This is a genomic window from Lentibacillus salicampi (assembly GCF_004565465.1).
Taxonomy (GTDB): domain Bacteria; phylum Bacillota; class Bacilli; order Bacillales; family Amphibacillaceae; genus Lentibacillus; species Lentibacillus salicampi.
Genome location: NZ_SRHY01000014.1, coordinates 16,482 through 31,142, shown reverse-complemented (window position 1 = coordinate 31,142; position 14,661 = coordinate 16,482). Strand labels below are relative to the sequence as shown.

The window sequence follows — 14,661 nt, the reverse complement described above, 5'->3', positions numbered from 1 at the left end:
AGTACACCACGTCAATCGCCAACGTCGAACTGACCTGCATCCTGCAGGCCCGAGGTGAGGAAAGTCCACTAGTCGCTGGGCGCTGGAGCTGGCAAATTTGACAAATAAAAGCTTTCAAGAGAAAGGAGAAGAATACATGGCCAGAGAGTTCTCCTTGGAAAAGACGCGTAATATTGGGATTATGGCACACATTGATGCAGGTAAGACCACTACGACTGAACGTATTCTTTTCTACACAGGACGCATTCACAAAATTGGTGAAACCCATGAAGGTGCATCACAGATGGACTGGATGGAGCAGGAACAAGAACGTGGTATTACGATTACTTCTGCTGCAACCACTGCCCAATGGAAAAATCACCGTATAAACATTATTGATACACCGGGCCACGTGGATTTCACAGTTGAAGTTGAACGTTCGTTGCGTGTGCTTGATGGAGCGGTGACCGTTCTGGATGCACAGTCAGGCGTGGAACCGCAGACAGAGACCGTATGGCGCCAAGCAACAACATACGGTGTACCAAGAATTGTGTTTGTCAACAAAATGGATAAAGTTGGCGCAGATTTTCTTTATTCGACCAACACATTGAAGGAACGCTTGGGCGCAAATGCTCATGCCGTTCAGCTGCCAATCGGTGCCGAAGACAATTTTGAAGGTATTATCGACCTCATTACCATGCAAGCCTTTTACTATGAAGATGAGCTTGGAACGCGTGCAGACGCTCGCGAAATCCCTGATGAATACAAGCAAAAGGCAGAAGAACTTCGTGCAGAGCTGATTGAATCTGTAGCAGATGTTGATGAAGATCTTATGATGCAATATCTTGAAGGAGAAGAGATCTCTAACGACGAGCTGAAAAAGGCAATCCGCACAGCGACATTGAATGTTGACTTTTATCCGGTTTATTGTGGTTCGGCATTTAAAAATAAAGGTGTTCAATTGGTATTGGATGGTGTCATTGACTACCTTCCATCTCCAACAGACGTCCCACCAATTGAAGGATTTGAGCCTGATACAGAAGAAGAGACAACACGTCCTTCTGATGATAGCGCACCTTTTTCAGCACTTGCATTCAAGGTGATGACGGATCCATATGTCGGTAAGCTGACATTTTTCCGGGTATATTCCGGTACATTGGATTCCGGCTCATATGTTAAAAACTCTGTTAAAGATAAGCGGGAACGCGTCGGGCGCATTCTGCAAATGCACGCCAATTCCCGTGAGGAAATCAAAACCGTGCATGCCGGTGAAATTGCCGCGGGTATAGGACTGAAAGACACATCGACCGGGGAAACGCTATGCGCTGAAAAAGATCCTGTTATACTTGAATCCATGGAATTTCCGGACCCGGTTATTAAGGTCGCCATTGAGCCCAAAACAAAAGCTGATCAGGATAAGATGGGAATTGCATTGGCCAAGCTGGCAGAAGAAGACCCGACATTTAAGACGGAAACCGATGCTGAAACAGGCCAGACTATCATCTCCGGTATGGGCGAATTGCATCTCGATGTTATCGTTAACCGCCTGAAAGCCGAATTCAAGGTTGAAGCACAAGTTGGTAACCCTCAGGTGGCCTACCGTGAAACGTTCCGTGGATCTGCTGAGGTTGAAGGGAAATTCATACGTCAATCCGGTGGACGCGGACAGTACGGACATGTTTGGGTTAAATTTGAACCAAATGATGAAGGTGCCGGCTATGAATTCCAAAACAAAATCGTTGGTGGCGTTATACCGCGTGAATATATTGCATCTGTTGATTCAGGTATTAATGAAGCAATGGAAAATGGTGTGTTAGCGGGTTATCCACTCATTGATGTGAAGGCAACATTATATGATGGAAGCTATCATGATGTTGACTCAAACGAAATGGCTTTTAAAATTGCCGGATCGATGGCTCTCAGAGAGGCTAAGGCTAAATGTAGCCCGGTACTGCTGGAACCAATGATGAAAGTTGAAATTGTCATTCCTGAAGAGTACATGGGTGACATCATGGGAGATGTGACATCACGCCGCGGCCGTGTAGATGGTATGGAACCGCGCGGACCGTCACAGCTTGTTAAGTCATTTGTACCGCTATCTGAGATGTTCGGCTATGCCACATCGTTAAGGTCTAACACCCAGGGACGCGGAACGTTCACAATGCACTTTGATCATTATGAAGAAGTGCCAAAGAGCATTTCTGAAGAAATTATCAAGAAAAATGCAGGAGAATAATTGATTTTTCCCTTGATCTGACGTATAACTTTATTGAAGGCTATGGATAAGCTCAACAGTTTATTCGGCCTTTCAATAAATCTTAAAAAACACTTTTATTTTCTTAAAGGAGGAACTATACATGTCTAAAGAAAAATTTGACCGTTCGAAAAGTCACGTGAATATTGGAACAATCGGACACGTTGACCATGGTAAAACAACGCTGACTGCAGCTATCACAACTACATTGCATAAGCAATCCGGTGAAGGTACTGCAATGAACTTTGATGAAATCGACCATGCTCCAGAGGAAAAAGAACGCGGTATTACCATCGCGACTTCCCACGTGGAGTATGAAACAGAAAATCGTCACTATGCACACGTTGACTGCCCTGGACACGCTGACTATGTTAAAAACATGATCACTGGTGCAGCTCAAATGGACGGTGCGATTCTGGTTGTATCCGCAGCTGATGGTCCAATGCCACAGACTCGTGAGCACATTCTGCTTTCACGTAACGTTGGTGTTCCGGCAATCGTTGTATTCCTTAACAAAGTTGACATGGTAGACGACGAAGAACTGCTCGAATTGGTTGAAATGGAAGTTCGCGATCTTCTAACAGAATATGACTTCCCTGGAGACGATATTCCAGTCGTTAAAGGTTCAGCTTTGAAAGCACTTGAAGGCGAATCAGAATACGAAGAAAAAATCTATGAACTTATGGCAGCTATTGACGAATACATCCCAACACCTGAGCGTGACCATGACAAGGCGTTCATGATGCCTGTTGAGGACGTATTCTCCATCACTGGTCGTGGTACTGTTGCAACCGGCCGTGTTGAACGCGGAACCGTTAAAGTCGGTGACGAAGTTGAAATCGTCGGTCTTGCTGAAGACTCAAGAAAAACAACAGTAACTGGTGTGGAAATGTTCCGTAAGCTGCTTGATTATGCTGAAGCTGGTGACAACATCGGTGCGCTTCTTCGTGGTGTTAACCGTGAAGACATCAACCGGGGCCAGGTACTGTCCAAGCCAGGTTCGATCACACCACACACAAACTTTAAAGCGGAAGTTTACGTGTTGTCCAAAGACGAAGGTGGACGCCATACGCCATTCTTTGCCAACTATCGTCCGCAGTTCTATTTCCGTACAACGGACGTTACGGGTGTCATCACACTTCCAGAAGGCGTCGAAATGGTTATGCCTGGTGACAACATCGAAATGACAGTTGAATTGATTTCACCAATCGCCATTGAAGACGGTACACGCTTCTCTATCCGTGAAGGCGGCCGTACGGTTGGATCCGGCGTTGTTACACAAATTGAAAAGTAAGTAGATTCCCTAAAAACAGGCAGCGTGACGACGTTGCCTGTTTTTTTATATTAAAACGTAAAGCTTTATTAATTTATACACAAAATCCATAAACTGCGACGTAAGTGCTGGAATGGTTTCTATAAGTACGTCCACTTTTCGCCCCACCGTCCGGGGTCGCTTCGGGCGGATGCTTTCCGAGGAGGCTGAGGCCGTGCCCATGGAAGCGGGTTTTGCCGGAGCGTTTCCAAGCTCTAAGCGGTAATCAGAGCAGCACAGCTTTCTATGAAAATTTTCGCTACGTCGCAGTTTATCTCAATTGCGGCGTTTTTTGACCATCAAAGTCTAAACAAAGAAGGCTAAATGAAAATTCATTGCAAAAAATCGCCTTCAGCCCTTGCAATCAGGGTTATAAGCTAGTATAATTCACAGATGTGCAATCTCATAGTTATCCTGATAAACCTCGTATTCGCGCGTGTTTAGTGAATGAGCGATTTTTCTTATAAGGTCATCAAGTAACTATCTGACGTTACAAAAAGGGATTGCATTGACCACACATTTTTTGTATAATATTAATGTTGGTCAAAAGGCGATGAAGTGGAAGGTTGTTGATACACCCGGCCCCTTTGCCATGGCCGGTTATCAAGAAATTTTCATGGAGCAGCTCTATTATAAAATAGGCGAAAAGGAGGGAAAATAATGGCAAAAGAGAAGATTCGGATTCGGTTAAAAGCGTATGATCATCGCATTCTAGATCAGTCTTCCGAGAAAATTGTAGATACAGCAAAACGCTCTGGTGCTAATGTTTCCGGGCCAATACCGCTGCCTACAGAAAAGTCGGTTTATACGGTATTGCGTGCAGTACACAAGTACAAAGACGCCCGTGAGCAATTTGAAATGCGTACGCATAAACGCTTGATCGACATTGTTAATCCAACGCCACAAACAGTCGACTCATTGATGCGGCTTGACTTGCCGTCTGGTGTTGATATTGAAATCAAATTATAAATGAATGAAATTATAGGAGGTGTAACGGATGACGAAAGGAATCTTAGGCCGCAAAATCGGCATGACACAACTCTTTTCTGAAGAGGGTGAACTGACACCGGTAACTGTCATTCAAGCTGAGCCTAACATCGTTCTGCAAAAAAGAACATTGGAAAACGACGGCTATGAAGCACTGCAACTTGGCTTTGCAGATAAAAAGGAAGCACGTTCAAACAAAGCGGAAAAGGGTCATGCTGAAAAAGCAAACACAACCCCTAAGCGCTACGTTCGTGAAATCCGTAACGCAAGCCCTGATGAATATGATGTTGGTCAGGAGATTGCTGTAGATGCTTTTGAGTCTGGTGACAAAATCGATGTCACGGGCACGACGAAGGGTAAAGGTTTCCAGGGGGCCATTAAGCGCCACGGACAACAGCGCGGACCGGAGACACACGGGTCTCACTATCACAGAGGACCTGGTACGTTGGGTGACATCAACTCAATGCATGTGTTCAAAGGTAAAAAACTACCCGGTCAAATGGGTGGCAAACAGGTCACCATTCAAAACCTTGAAGTTGTTAAAGTTGATACAGAACGCAACCTGTTGTTAATCAAAGGCAATATTCCAGGTGCAAAAAAATCATTTGTCAAAATAACGAGTGCCATAAAGGCTAACTAATCACATACACGAAGGGAGGATATGTCATGCCTAAAGTAGCACTATTAAAACAAGACGGATCTCAAGCTGGAGACGTTGAATTGAATGATTCAGTTTTTGGTATTGAGCCCAATACACATGTACTGCATGAAGCCGTTTTGATGCAGCGTGCCTCAACACGTCAGGGTACACACGACGTGAAAAACCGTTCGGAAGTGAGAGGCGGAGGTCGCAAACCATGGCGCCAAAAAGGCACAGGCCGCGCTCGTCAAGGTTCAATCCGTGCACCGCAATGGGTTGGCGGTGGAACTGTTTTTGGACCGACACCACGCAGCTATAGCTATAAGCTGCCTAAAAAGGTACGTCGTTTAGCGTTGAAATCTGCTTATTCTTCTAAAACAGCAGAAGATAATCTGGTTGTTTTGGATGATATTGCGATTGATGCGCCAAAAACAAAAGAAGTCGTCAAAATGCTCGACGCCTTGAACGTTGATACAAAAGCACTGATTGTAACAGCTGATAAAGATGAAAATGTTATCCGCTCGGCAAACAATCTTCCAAATGCACACGTGCTGACGGTGGGAGAAGTGAATGTGTTAGACTTGCTGACGCATGACAAGCTGATCATCACCAAAGATGCAGCTGAGAAAGCAGGGGAGGTGCTTGCACAATGAAAGACCCGCGTGATATTATAAAGCGCCCCGTCATTACAGAACATTCCGCTGATCTGATGGCGGAGAACAAGTATACGTTCGAAGTAAGTCCTAAAGCGAACAAAACGGAAATCAAAGATGCAGTGCAACTTGTCTTTGATGTGAAAGTAGAACGCGTCAATACCATGAATCTTAAAGGTAAATTCAAGCGGATGGGCCGTTATGGCGGTTTTCGTCCCGATCGTAAAAAAGCGATTGTGCAGCTTTCCGAGGATTCTAAAGCACTTGATTTCTTTGAAGGCTAAGTAATAAGTATGAGAAGGAGGGAAAACAATGGCGATTAAAAAATTCAAACCAACGTCAAATGGTCATCGTAATATGTCTGCGTCTGACTATGCAGAAATCACAACGACTACACCGGAGAAGACGTTGTTAAGGCCACTCTACAAACGTGGCGGACGTAATAACCAAGGAAAATTGACAGTTCGTCATCAGGGTGGTGGCCATAAGCGTCAATACCGTCTGATTGACTTTAAACGCGATAAAGATGGCATACCAGGACGCGTTGCTACGATCGAATATGATCCGAACCGTTCAGCCAATATCGCTTTAATCCATTATGCCGATGGCGAAAAACGTTATATTTTGGCCCCGAAAGGCGTCAAAACAGGACAAAAAATTGAATCAGGCGAAAATGCCGATATTAAACTTGGGAATGCATTGAAACTAAAAGATATCCCTGTTGGTACAACGATTCATAACGTCGAACTTAAGCCAGGACGCGGCGCTCAGCTGGTACGTTCAGCCGGTGCTGATGCACAGGTTCTTGGACGTGAAGGTAAATATACACTTGTTCGTCTGGCGTCCGATGAGGTCCGCTTAATCTTATCTGACTGCCGTGCTACAATCGGTCAAGTCGGTAATGTTGAACATGAATTGGTTCGTGTGGGCAAGGCAGGCCGCTCCCGCTGGTTAGGCAAGCGCCCGACCGTCCGCGGTTCTGTTATGAACCCTAATGATCACCCGCATGGCGGTGGTGAAGGCCGTGCACCAATTGGCCTTAAATCACCAGTATCACCTTGGGGTATGCCGACGGTCGGTTACAAGACTCGTAAACGCAATAAGCCTACAGATAAATATATTGTACGTAAACGTAAAAAATAACCGGACATTTTAACGGAGGACGTAATCCATCGTTTAATTGCGAAAGGAGGTTTATCCATGGGCCGCAGTTTGAAAAAAGGACCTTTTGCAGATGATCATCTTATGAAAAAGGTTGAGAGTTTAAATGAATCCGATAAAAAGAAAGTGATTAAAACCTGGTCACGCCGTTCAACGATTTTTCCTAACTTTGTCGGGCATACCATTGCTGTTTATGATGGCCGCAAGCACGTGCCAGTCTATGTAACAGAAGATATGGTCGGTCATAAATTAGGTGAATTTGCTCCAAGCCGTACGTTTAAAGGACACTCCGGTGATGACAGGAAAACAAAACGCTAATGAGAGGAGGTACTCTACATGCAAGCAAAAGCCGTTGCGAAATCAGTTCGTATTGCTCCTCGTAAAGCACGGTTAGTTGTCGATTTGATTCGAGGAAAAGAGGTTGGTGAAGCGATCGCTATTCTGCGTCATACACAGCGTGGTGCTTCGCCAGTTGTCGAAAAGGTTTTGAATTCTGCTGTTGCGAATGCAGAACACAATTACGAAATGGAACCGGACAATCTGGTCATATCTGAGGTATTTGTTGACGAAGGTGTCACTTTGAAACGTTTTCGCCCACGTGCACAAGGACGCGCGAGCCAGATCAATAAACGCACAAGCCATGTAACAGTTGTGGTATCAGAAAAAGAGGAGGGATAATCAGTGGGCCAAAAAGTAAATCCTAAAGGTTTTCGTGTCGGTGTCATCCATGATTGGGAGTCCAAATGGTATGCCGGCAAAGACTATGCAGACTTATTGCATGAAGATATTAAAATCAGGGAATACCTTGAAAATCGCCTTCGGACAGCTGCTGTTTCGCATATTGACATTGAACGTGCGGCAAACCGTGTGAACATTACGATCCATACCGGAAAACCGGGAATGGTCATCGGAAAAGGCGGTTCTGAAGTCGAAGCACTGAGGAAATCATTAAACAGCTTGACAGGCAAACGGGTTCACATCAACATTGTTGAAATCAAGAAAGTAGACTTGAATGCAACATTGGTTGCTGAAAACATTGCCCGTCAGCTTGAAAATCGTATTTCTTTTCGCCGTGCACAAAAGCAAACGATTCAACGTGCAATGCGCGGAGGAGCAAAAGGTATTAGAACTCAAGTTTCCGGACGTTTGGCTGGAGCTGATATTGCCCGTGCGGAATCTTACAGCGAAGGAACTGTTCCATTGCACACGCTTCGTGCTGACATTGACTACGGTACAGCAGAAGCAGACACAACGTATGGTAAATTGGGTGTCAAAGTGTGGATCTATCGTGGAGAAATCCTTCCAGCTAAAACTGACCAATAAGGAAGGGGGACATGCATTATGTTAATGCCTAAACGTGTTAAATATCGTAAAGAACACCGCGGCCGCATGAAAGGCCAGGCAAAAGGTGGAAAAACAGTAGCTTTCGGTGAATATGGCTTACAGGCAGTTGAGGCGACCTGGATCACGAGCCGCCAAATCGAAGCAGCCCGTATCGCCATGACGCGCTACATGAAACGTGGCGGTAAAGTTTGGATTAAAATATTCCCTGACAAACCATATACTGCAAAACCCCTCGAAGTCCGTATGGGTTCCGGTAAAGGTGCTCCAGAAGGCTGGGTAGCAGTTGTTAAGCCAGGGAAAATCATGTTTGAAATTGCAGGTGTACCGGAAGAAGTGGCACGTGAAGCGTTGAGACTTGCTTCCCATAAACTGCCGATTAAAACAAAATTCGTAAAGCGCGAAGAAATTGGTGGTGAATCAAATGAAAGCTAATGAAATCAGAGAATTAACCACTGCCGAAATTGAACAAAATGTCAAATCGTTAAAAGAAGAACTCTTTAATTTACGCTTTCAATTAGCAACCGGTCAATTGGAAAACACAGCACGAATTGGTGAAGTGAAAAAATCCATTGCCCGCTTGAAAACCGTCGCACGTCAACGTGAACTAAGCGTTAATAATTAACCTGAGAGGAGGTTCGCCTCAATATGAGTGAGCGTAATAATCGTAAAGCATACACAGGCCGTGTCGTATCAGACAAAATGGATAAAACCATCACTGTTTTGGTTGAAACGTATAAATTTCATCAATTGTACGGCAAGCGTGTTAAGTATTCAAAAAAATTCAAGACACATGATGAGAATAACGAAGCAAAAACTGGTGACGTGGTTCAAATCATGGAAACCCGTCCGCTATCGGCTACAAAGCGTTTCCGTCTGGTAAAAGTCGTTGAAGAAGCGGTTATCATATAATTAAAGTTTTGTCAGTTGGTATCCGAAGGGAGGTCAAAGCGATATGATTCAACAAGAAACGAGTTTAAAAGTTGCAGATAACTCTGGTGCCCGTGAAGTGAAAACCATTAAAGTTTTGGGCGGATCCGGCCGCAAAACGGCTAATATTGGCGATGTTATTGTTTGTACGGTGAAACACGCAACACCAGGGGGCGTTGTCAAAAAAGGTGAAATTGTTAAAGCCGTTATCGTTCGTTCGAAGTCCGGCGTACGTCGTAATGACGGATCCTATATTCGTTTTGATGAAAATGCTGCCGTAATTGTCCGTGATGATAAAGGTCCTCGGGGAACGCGTATTTTTGGGCCGGTTGCACGTGAATTACGTGATGCTAAATTCATGAAAATCGTATCTCTGGCTCCGGAAGTTTTATAAGTAAGATTAATGAAAAGCCTTGTCAAGGAGGTGCGCAAGAGATGCATGTCAAAAAAGGTGACAAAGTAAAAGTATTGAGCGGTAAAAGCCGTGGAAATGAAGGAACCATTTTAGAAGCATATCCAAAGAAGGAACGTGTATTGGTCGAAGGTGTTAACATGACTAAAAAACATGCCAAACCTTCACAGGACAATCCACAGGGCGGCATTCTGAACCAGGAAGCTCCCATTCATGTTTCCAATGTCATGTTAATAGACCCCAAATCCGGTGAGCCGACCCGTGTTGGCTATGAAAATCGTGATGGCAAAAAGATCCGTATCGCAAAAAAATCCGGAGAAGCAATCGATAATTAGTTCGCAGGCGAAAGGAGGCTCTCGTAATGAACACGTTGAAAGAAAAATATCAGGATGAGATTTTACCATCTTTGATGAATAAATTTAGTTATGACTCTGTCATGCAGGCACCGAACATCGAAAAAATTGTCATTAATATGGGTGTTGGTGATGCTGTACAAAATTCAAAGGCATTGGATAATGCAGTTGAGGAACTCGGACTTATTTCCGGGCAAAAACCAGTTGTAACCCGCGCCAAAAAATCAATTGCCGGCTTCCGTCTGCGCGAAGGAATGCCAATTGGGGCGAAAGTGACACTCAGAGGCAATCGCATGTATGAATTTCTGCAAAAACTGATTGCCGTATCACTTCCACGTGTGCGTGACTTCCGCGGTATTTCCAAAAAGGCATTTGATGGCCGTGGCAACTACACATTAGGTATTAAGGAACAATTGATTTTTCCGGAAATCAATTACGATAAGGTGAGCAAAGTGCGTGGTATGGATATCGTTATCGTTACCACTTCCAATACGGATGAAGAAGCAAGTGAATTGCTGACTCAAATTGGAATGCCTTTCCAGAAATAAATGAAGGAGGTAACAATGTGGCTAAAAAATCAATGATTGCGAAACAAAAACGCCCGCAGAAATTTAAAGTGCGCGAATACACACGGTGCGAACGTTGTGGCCGTCCACATTCCGTCATCCGCAAATTTAAACTATGCCGTATTTGTTTCCGTGAACTAGCCTATAAAGGTCAGATTCCTGGCGTTAAAAAAGCAAGCTGGTAAACCCCGATTCGGGAAGGAGGTAATGTAGTAATGGTTATGACAGACCCAATTGCAGATATGCTGACTCGTATACGTAATGCCAACATGGTACGTCATGAGAGACTGGAGCTTCCGGCTTCCAATTTAAAAAAAGAAATTGCTGATATTCTAAAACGCGAAGGATTTGTCCGCGATTATGAATTTATTGAAGACAGCAAACAGGGCATTCTGCGTATATTTATGAAGTACGGTTCCAATGAAGAACGTGTCATTACAGGTATCAAACGCATCAGTAAGCCTGGGTTGCGTGTTTATGTAAAAGCTTCTGAGGTGCCTCGTGTACTAAATGGTTTAGGTATCGCAATCGTATCAACATCAAATGGTGTACTTTCCGACAAAGAAGCACGCTCACAGGCTGTTGGCGGCGAAGTACTGGCATACGTATGGTAATTTATACTTTTAAGACAGGAGGTGTATGGTATGTCCCGTATCGGACTGAAACCAGTTGAGATTTCAGAAGGTGTAGAAGTCAACCTTGATGGCAATTGTGTAACCGTAAAAGGTCCAAAAGGTGAACTGAAAAGGAATGTTCACCCGGATATGAAAATCGTTATAAACGATAACGTGCTGACTGTTGAACGCCCAAGTGATCACAAGGAGCACCGGGCACTGCACGGCACAACCCGCAGCATGATCGCCAATATGATTGAAGGAGTTCATAAAGGATTCGAAAAATCACTTGAGATCACTGGGGTTGGGTATCGTGCCCAAAAACAAGGAGACAAAGTCGTTGTCAATGCTGGCTATTCCCACCCGGTTGAAATTGAATCAATCGATGGTATTGAAATTGACGTTCCGCAAAATACGAAATTGACCGTAAAGGGTATCGATAAAGAATTGGTTGGTGGCGTTGCTGCAAATATTCGGGCAATCAGACCGCCTGAACCGTATAAAGGAAAAGGGATTCGCTATGAAGGCGAACTAGTACGCCGCAAAGAAGGTAAAACAGCTAAGTAAGTTCAGCCGGGAGCAGAAAGGAGTGACCTGAATGATTACAAAGCCTGACAAAAACGATCTGCGCAAAAAAAGACATTCACGTGTCCGGAAAAATATATTTGGGACGGAAGATCGTCCACGTCTGAATGTGTATCGTTCAAATAAACACATTTATGCACAATTAATTGATGACATTAACGGCGTTACGTTAGCAAGTGCTTCCACTACTGATAATGAATTAAGCCTGGAAGCTACCGGTAATGTAGAAGCAGCTGAACAAGTAGGAGCATTGGTTGCCAAACGTGCGAAGGATAAAGGCCATCAATCCGTTGTATTTGACCGTGGAGGTTACCTTTATCATGGACGCATAAAAGCATTAGCAGATGCCGCCCGTGAGGCTGGTCTGGAATTTTAATCGCTAAAAAAAGGAGGGACATGAATGGTAACGAGTATTGATCCAAACAATTTAGATTTAGAAGAACGCGTTGTTGCGATAAACCGTGTTGCGAAAGTTGTCAAGGGTGGACGGAATTTTCGTTTTGCCGCATTGGTTGTAGTCGGCGATAAAAATGGCCATGTCGGCTTTGGAACCGGTAAGGCTAAAGAAGTACCAGAAGCGATTAAAAAGGCTGTTGATGATGCAAAGAAAAATCTGATTGAAGTACCGATGGTCGAAACTACCATCCCACATCAAATTCATGGCCAATTCGGTTCCGGCAATATTTTGATGAAACCTGCAAAAGAAGGTACAGGAGTTATTTCTGGCGGTCCTACCCGTGCTATCCTTGAGCTTGCAGGTGTTGGTGATATCGTGACAAGATCCCTTGGTTCCAATACACCAATCAATGTGATTCGTGCAACACTAAATGGCTTAACAAATCTGAAAACAGCTGAAAACGTAGCTAAACTACGCGGCAAATCTGTAGAAGAACTGTTAGGATAAGGAGGGAAATACTATGTCTAAACAATTAGAGATCACCCTCACGCGCAGTGTTATCGGCCGAACGGAAGGGCAGCGCCAGACGATTCAATCATTGGGTCTGAAAAAAATCCGTCAGTCCGTCGTACGCGAAGATACACCGGCCGTACGTGGTATGATTGATAAAGTATCGCATCTTGTAACGGCTAAAGAAGTGTCATGATCATAAAAGCGTAAGAGGAGGTGCACACATGGAACTTCATGAATTAAAGTCATCAGAAGGAAGCCGTAAAAAACGCAATCGCGTTGGCCGCGGAATGGCCTCTGGTAATGGAAAAACTTCCGGCAGAGGGCATAAAGGACAAAAAGCACGTTCAGGCAGCAGTACACGGCCAGGGTTTGAAGGCGGCCAAATGCCTTTATTCCAACGTCTGCCGAAACGTGGTTTTACCAATGTTCACCGTAAAGAGTTTGCTATTGTAAACTTGGATGCTTTAAATCGTTTTGAGGAGGACACAGAAATTACACCTGAGCTATTACTTGAAGAAGGTGTCGTCAGCAAACCGAAATCCGGCATTAAAGTGCTCGGTAAAGGCAATGTTGAAAAGAAATTCACTGTAAAAGCTCATAAGTTCTCCGCTTCAGCCAAAGAAGCAATAGAGGCAGCGGGCGGTAAAACAGAGGTGGTTTAATGTTCCGTACAATCTCCAATTTAATGCGGGTAGGTGATATCAGACGGAAGATAATATTCACATTGCTCATGCTGATCGTTTTCCGTCTTGGTACATTTATTCCAGTGCCTTATACCAATAAAGAGGCTATTGATTTTATGAACCAGCAAAATGTTTTTGGCTTTTTGAACACATTTGGTGGCGGAGCACTGCAGAACTTCTCCATTTTTGCGATGGGGATTATGCCTTACATTACAGCATCCATCATCATGCAGCTTTTGCAGATGGATGTTGTGCCAAAGTTCACTGAGTGGAAAAAACAAGGCGAAATGGGTCGGAAAAAGATAGCACAGATTACGCGTTATGGAACCATCGCCCTTGCATTTGTTCAGGCGATCGCCATGTCGATTGGTTTTAATGCAATGGCCGGGGGAATGCTGATAAGCGACCCAGGCGTATGGAAGTTTCTGATCATTGCTACCGTCCTAACGAGTGGTACAGCATTTCTGATGTGGCTGGGTGAACAGATCACAGCAAACGGTGTCGGCAATGGTATTTCCATTCTTATTTTCGCTGGTATTGTTGCCGCTGTTCCAAACGGCGTGAATCAGCTATATAGCCAGTACTTCGTTGATGCTGGTGATGAATTGTTCATTAATATTGTGATTGTTGCATTAATAGCATTGGTAGTGGTGGCTGTTACAGTTGGGGTTATCTTTATCCAACAGGCACTGCGCAAAATACCAATCCAATATGCTAAGAAACTTGTCAATCGGTCTCCGGTTGGCGGACATTCAACACATTTACCGTTAAAAGTAAATGCTGCAGGTGTTATCCCGGTCATCTTTGCAATTGCATTTATTATTGCGCCACGGACGGTTGCAGGACTTTTTGAAGGAAATGAAATTGCAGCAACAGTCGAAACCATTTTTGATTATACCCAGCCAGTTGGGATGGTCATTTATGTTGGTTTGATTATTGCGTTCACGTATTTCTATACCTTTGTTCAAGTCAATCCTGAGCAAATGGCGGAAAACCTGCAAAAACAGGGTGGATATATTCCAGGTATACGTCCTGGCCGAAATACAGAGACCTACCTGACACGTGTTATGTACCGGTTAACATTTGTGGGGGCAATCTTTTTAGCTGCGGTTTCTGTTCTGCCTATCATACTAGGTGGTCTTGCAAATCTGCCTCAAGCAGTACAAATCGGCGGCACAAGCTTGCTGATCGTTGTAGGTGTTGCCCTGCAGACGATGAAACAACTGGAAAGCCAACTGGTGAAACGGCACTATAAAGGCTTTATTAAGTAACGCATGCTGC

Annotated in this window: 24 protein-coding genes; all 24 read left to right on the top strand. The window is 44.3% G+C overall.

Annotated features, from left to right (window positions below):
* The first annotated feature begins 136 nt into the window (after positions 1-136).
* Positions 137-2,215, top strand: a complete 2,079-nt coding sequence (gene fusA, locus E4U82_RS10040; RefSeq protein WP_135110065.1) for an elongation factor G — start codon at positions 137-139, stop codon at positions 2,213-2,215.
* Between the two features lie 121 nt (positions 2,216-2,336).
* A complete protein-coding gene (gene tuf / locus E4U82_RS10035; protein WP_135110064.1) occupies positions 2,337-3,527 on the top strand; it encodes an elongation factor Tu in 1,191 nt (396 codons plus the stop codon).
* Positions 3,528-4,205: 678 nt separating this feature from the next.
* On the top strand, positions 4,206-4,514 hold the full coding sequence (gene rpsJ, locus E4U82_RS10030) for a 30S ribosomal protein S10 (RefSeq protein ID WP_135110063.1): 309 nt from the start codon (positions 4,206-4,208) through the stop codon (positions 4,512-4,514).
* Between the two features lie 28 nt (positions 4,515-4,542).
* The gene (gene rplC, locus E4U82_RS10025; protein ID WP_135110062.1) at positions 4,543-5,172 is read left to right on the top strand and encodes a 50S ribosomal protein L3; all 630 of its coding nucleotides are present in this window, start codon (positions 4,543-4,545) and stop codon (positions 5,170-5,172) included.
* A 26-nt stretch (positions 5,173-5,198) separates the two neighbouring features.
* The gene (rplD, locus tag E4U82_RS10020; protein WP_135110061.1) at positions 5,199-5,825 is read left to right on the top strand and encodes a 50S ribosomal protein L4; all 627 of its coding nucleotides are present in this window, start codon (positions 5,199-5,201) and stop codon (positions 5,823-5,825) included.
* Positions 5,822-6,109 (top strand): 50S ribosomal protein L23, encoded by a 288-nt coding sequence (gene rplW / locus E4U82_RS10015; RefSeq protein WP_135110060.1) that lies wholly within the window; start codon positions 5,822-5,824, stop codon positions 6,107-6,109. The genes rplD and rplW overlap by 4 nt, the downstream gene beginning before the upstream one ends.
* A gap of 28 nt (positions 6,110-6,137) precedes the next feature.
* The gene (rplB, locus tag E4U82_RS10010; RefSeq protein ID WP_135110059.1) at positions 6,138-6,968 is read left to right on the top strand and encodes a 50S ribosomal protein L2; all 831 of its coding nucleotides are present in this window, start codon (positions 6,138-6,140) and stop codon (positions 6,966-6,968) included.
* Positions 6,969-7,025: 57 nt separating this feature from the next.
* Positions 7,026-7,304, top strand: coding sequence for a 30S ribosomal protein S19 (gene rpsS / locus E4U82_RS10005; protein WP_135110058.1), 279 nt, complete (start codon positions 7,026-7,028; stop codon positions 7,302-7,304).
* A gap of 18 nt (positions 7,305-7,322) precedes the next feature.
* Positions 7,323-7,664, top strand: a complete 342-nt coding sequence (rplV, locus tag E4U82_RS10000) for a 50S ribosomal protein L22 (RefSeq protein ID WP_135110057.1) — start codon at positions 7,323-7,325, stop codon at positions 7,662-7,664.
* Positions 7,665-7,667: 3 nt separating this feature from the next.
* The gene (rpsC, locus tag E4U82_RS09995; RefSeq protein WP_135110056.1) at positions 7,668-8,309 is read left to right on the top strand and encodes a 30S ribosomal protein S3; all 642 of its coding nucleotides are present in this window, start codon (positions 7,668-7,670) and stop codon (positions 8,307-8,309) included.
* 18 nt (positions 8,310-8,327) lie between these two features.
* On the top strand, positions 8,328-8,762 hold the full coding sequence (gene rplP / locus E4U82_RS09990; protein WP_135110055.1) for a 50S ribosomal protein L16: 435 nt from the start codon (positions 8,328-8,330) through the stop codon (positions 8,760-8,762).
* Positions 8,752-8,952, top strand: coding sequence for a 50S ribosomal protein L29 (gene rpmC / locus E4U82_RS09985; protein WP_135110054.1), 201 nt, complete (start codon positions 8,752-8,754; stop codon positions 8,950-8,952). Before rplP ends, rpmC begins: the two co-directional genes overlap by 11 nt.
* Positions 8,953-8,975: 23 nt before the next feature.
* Positions 8,976-9,239 carry a 30S ribosomal protein S17 gene (gene rpsQ, locus E4U82_RS09980; protein WP_135110053.1) on the top strand — a complete coding sequence of 88 codons (264 nt, stop codon included), beginning with the start codon at positions 8,976-8,978 and terminating at the stop codon, positions 9,237-9,239.
* A gap of 43 nt (positions 9,240-9,282) precedes the next feature.
* The gene (rplN, locus tag E4U82_RS09975) at positions 9,283-9,651 is read left to right on the top strand and encodes a 50S ribosomal protein L14 (protein WP_135110052.1); all 369 of its coding nucleotides are present in this window, start codon (positions 9,283-9,285) and stop codon (positions 9,649-9,651) included.
* Between the two features lie 41 nt (positions 9,652-9,692).
* Entirely contained in the window at positions 9,693-10,004 is a 312-nt protein-coding gene (gene rplX / locus E4U82_RS09970) for a 50S ribosomal protein L24 (RefSeq protein ID WP_135110051.1), read from the top strand.
* A 26-nt stretch (positions 10,005-10,030) separates the two neighbouring features.
* Positions 10,031-10,570 (top strand): 50S ribosomal protein L5, encoded by a 540-nt coding sequence (gene rplE, locus E4U82_RS09965; protein WP_135110050.1) that lies wholly within the window; start codon positions 10,031-10,033, stop codon positions 10,568-10,570.
* A gap of 17 nt (positions 10,571-10,587) precedes the next feature.
* Positions 10,588-10,773 carry a type Z 30S ribosomal protein S14 gene (locus E4U82_RS09960; RefSeq protein WP_077324032.1) on the top strand — a complete coding sequence of 62 codons (186 nt, stop codon included), beginning with the start codon at positions 10,588-10,590 and terminating at the stop codon, positions 10,771-10,773.
* A 30-nt stretch (positions 10,774-10,803) separates the two neighbouring features.
* On the top strand, positions 10,804-11,202 hold the full coding sequence (rpsH, locus tag E4U82_RS09955) for a 30S ribosomal protein S8 (RefSeq protein WP_135110049.1): 399 nt from the start codon (positions 10,804-10,806) through the stop codon (positions 11,200-11,202).
* 30 nt (positions 11,203-11,232) lie between these two features.
* Positions 11,233-11,769, top strand: coding sequence for a 50S ribosomal protein L6 (rplF, locus tag E4U82_RS09950; RefSeq protein ID WP_135110048.1), 537 nt, complete (start codon positions 11,233-11,235; stop codon positions 11,767-11,769).
* A 31-nt stretch (positions 11,770-11,800) separates the two neighbouring features.
* Positions 11,801-12,163 carry a 50S ribosomal protein L18 gene (rplR, locus tag E4U82_RS09945; protein ID WP_135110047.1) on the top strand — a complete coding sequence of 121 codons (363 nt, stop codon included), beginning with the start codon at positions 11,801-11,803 and terminating at the stop codon, positions 12,161-12,163.
* Between the two features lie 24 nt (positions 12,164-12,187).
* Positions 12,188-12,691, top strand: coding sequence for a 30S ribosomal protein S5 (gene rpsE / locus E4U82_RS09940; RefSeq protein WP_135110046.1), 504 nt, complete (start codon positions 12,188-12,190; stop codon positions 12,689-12,691).
* Positions 12,692-12,704: 13 nt separating this feature from the next.
* Positions 12,705-12,890 (top strand): 50S ribosomal protein L30, encoded by a 186-nt coding sequence (gene rpmD, locus E4U82_RS09935; protein WP_135110045.1) that lies wholly within the window; start codon positions 12,705-12,707, stop codon positions 12,888-12,890.
* Between the two features lie 28 nt (positions 12,891-12,918).
* Positions 12,919-13,359 carry a 50S ribosomal protein L15 gene (gene rplO / locus E4U82_RS09930; RefSeq protein WP_135110044.1) on the top strand — a complete coding sequence of 147 codons (441 nt, stop codon included), beginning with the start codon at positions 12,919-12,921 and terminating at the stop codon, positions 13,357-13,359.
* Positions 13,359-14,651, top strand: a complete 1,293-nt coding sequence (gene secY, locus E4U82_RS09925) for a preprotein translocase subunit SecY (protein ID WP_135110043.1) — start codon at positions 13,359-13,361, stop codon at positions 14,649-14,651. The genes rplO and secY overlap by 1 nt, the downstream gene beginning before the upstream one ends.
* Positions 14,652-14,661 lie beyond the last annotated feature (10 nt).

Coding starts and splice junctions, on each gene's coding strand:
- rplD (WP_135110061.1), top strand. CDS start 5,199: ATGCCTAAAGTAGCACTATTAAAACAAGACGGATCTCAAGCTGGAGAC.
- rpsQ (WP_135110053.1), top strand. CDS start 8,976: ATGAGTGAGCGTAATAATCGTAAAGCATACACAGGCCGTGTCGTATCA.
- rplE (WP_135110050.1), top strand. CDS start 10,031: ATGAACACGTTGAAAGAAAAATATCAGGATGAGATTTTACCATCTTTG.
- rpmD (WP_135110045.1), top strand. CDS start 12,705: ATGTCTAAACAATTAGAGATCACCCTCACGCGCAGTGTTATCGGCCGA.
- tuf (WP_135110064.1), top strand. CDS start 2,337: ATGTCTAAAGAAAAATTTGACCGTTCGAAAAGTCACGTGAATATTGGA.
- rpsS (WP_135110058.1), top strand. CDS start 7,026: ATGGGCCGCAGTTTGAAAAAAGGACCTTTTGCAGATGATCATCTTATG.
- rplX (WP_135110051.1), top strand. CDS start 9,693: ATGCATGTCAAAAAAGGTGACAAAGTAAAAGTATTGAGCGGTAAAAGC.
- rpsH (WP_135110049.1), top strand. CDS start 10,804: ATGGTTATGACAGACCCAATTGCAGATATGCTGACTCGTATACGTAAT.
- rpmC (WP_135110054.1), top strand. CDS start 8,752: ATGAAAGCTAATGAAATCAGAGAATTAACCACTGCCGAAATTGAACAA.
- rplF (WP_135110048.1), top strand. CDS start 11,233: ATGTCCCGTATCGGACTGAAACCAGTTGAGATTTCAGAAGGTGTAGAA.
- rplR (WP_135110047.1), top strand. CDS start 11,801: ATGATTACAAAGCCTGACAAAAACGATCTGCGCAAAAAAAGACATTCA.
- rpsE (WP_135110046.1), top strand. CDS start 12,188: ATGGTAACGAGTATTGATCCAAACAATTTAGATTTAGAAGAACGCGTT.
- rpsJ (WP_135110063.1), top strand. CDS start 4,206: ATGGCAAAAGAGAAGATTCGGATTCGGTTAAAAGCGTATGATCATCGC.
- rplP (WP_135110055.1), top strand. CDS start 8,328: ATGTTAATGCCTAAACGTGTTAAATATCGTAAAGAACACCGCGGCCGC.
- fusA (WP_135110065.1), top strand. CDS start 137: ATGGCCAGAGAGTTCTCCTTGGAAAAGACGCGTAATATTGGGATTATG.
- rplW (WP_135110060.1), top strand. CDS start 5,822: ATGAAAGACCCGCGTGATATTATAAAGCGCCCCGTCATTACAGAACAT.
- rplC (WP_135110062.1), top strand. CDS start 4,543: ATGACGAAAGGAATCTTAGGCCGCAAAATCGGCATGACACAACTCTTT.
- rplV (WP_135110057.1), top strand. CDS start 7,323: ATGCAAGCAAAAGCCGTTGCGAAATCAGTTCGTATTGCTCCTCGTAAA.
- rplB (WP_135110059.1), top strand. CDS start 6,138: ATGGCGATTAAAAAATTCAAACCAACGTCAAATGGTCATCGTAATATG.
- rplO (WP_135110044.1), top strand. CDS start 12,919: ATGGAACTTCATGAATTAAAGTCATCAGAAGGAAGCCGTAAAAAACGC.
- rplN (WP_135110052.1), top strand. CDS start 9,283: ATGATTCAACAAGAAACGAGTTTAAAAGTTGCAGATAACTCTGGTGCC.
- secY (WP_135110043.1), top strand. CDS start 13,359: ATGTTCCGTACAATCTCCAATTTAATGCGGGTAGGTGATATCAGACGG.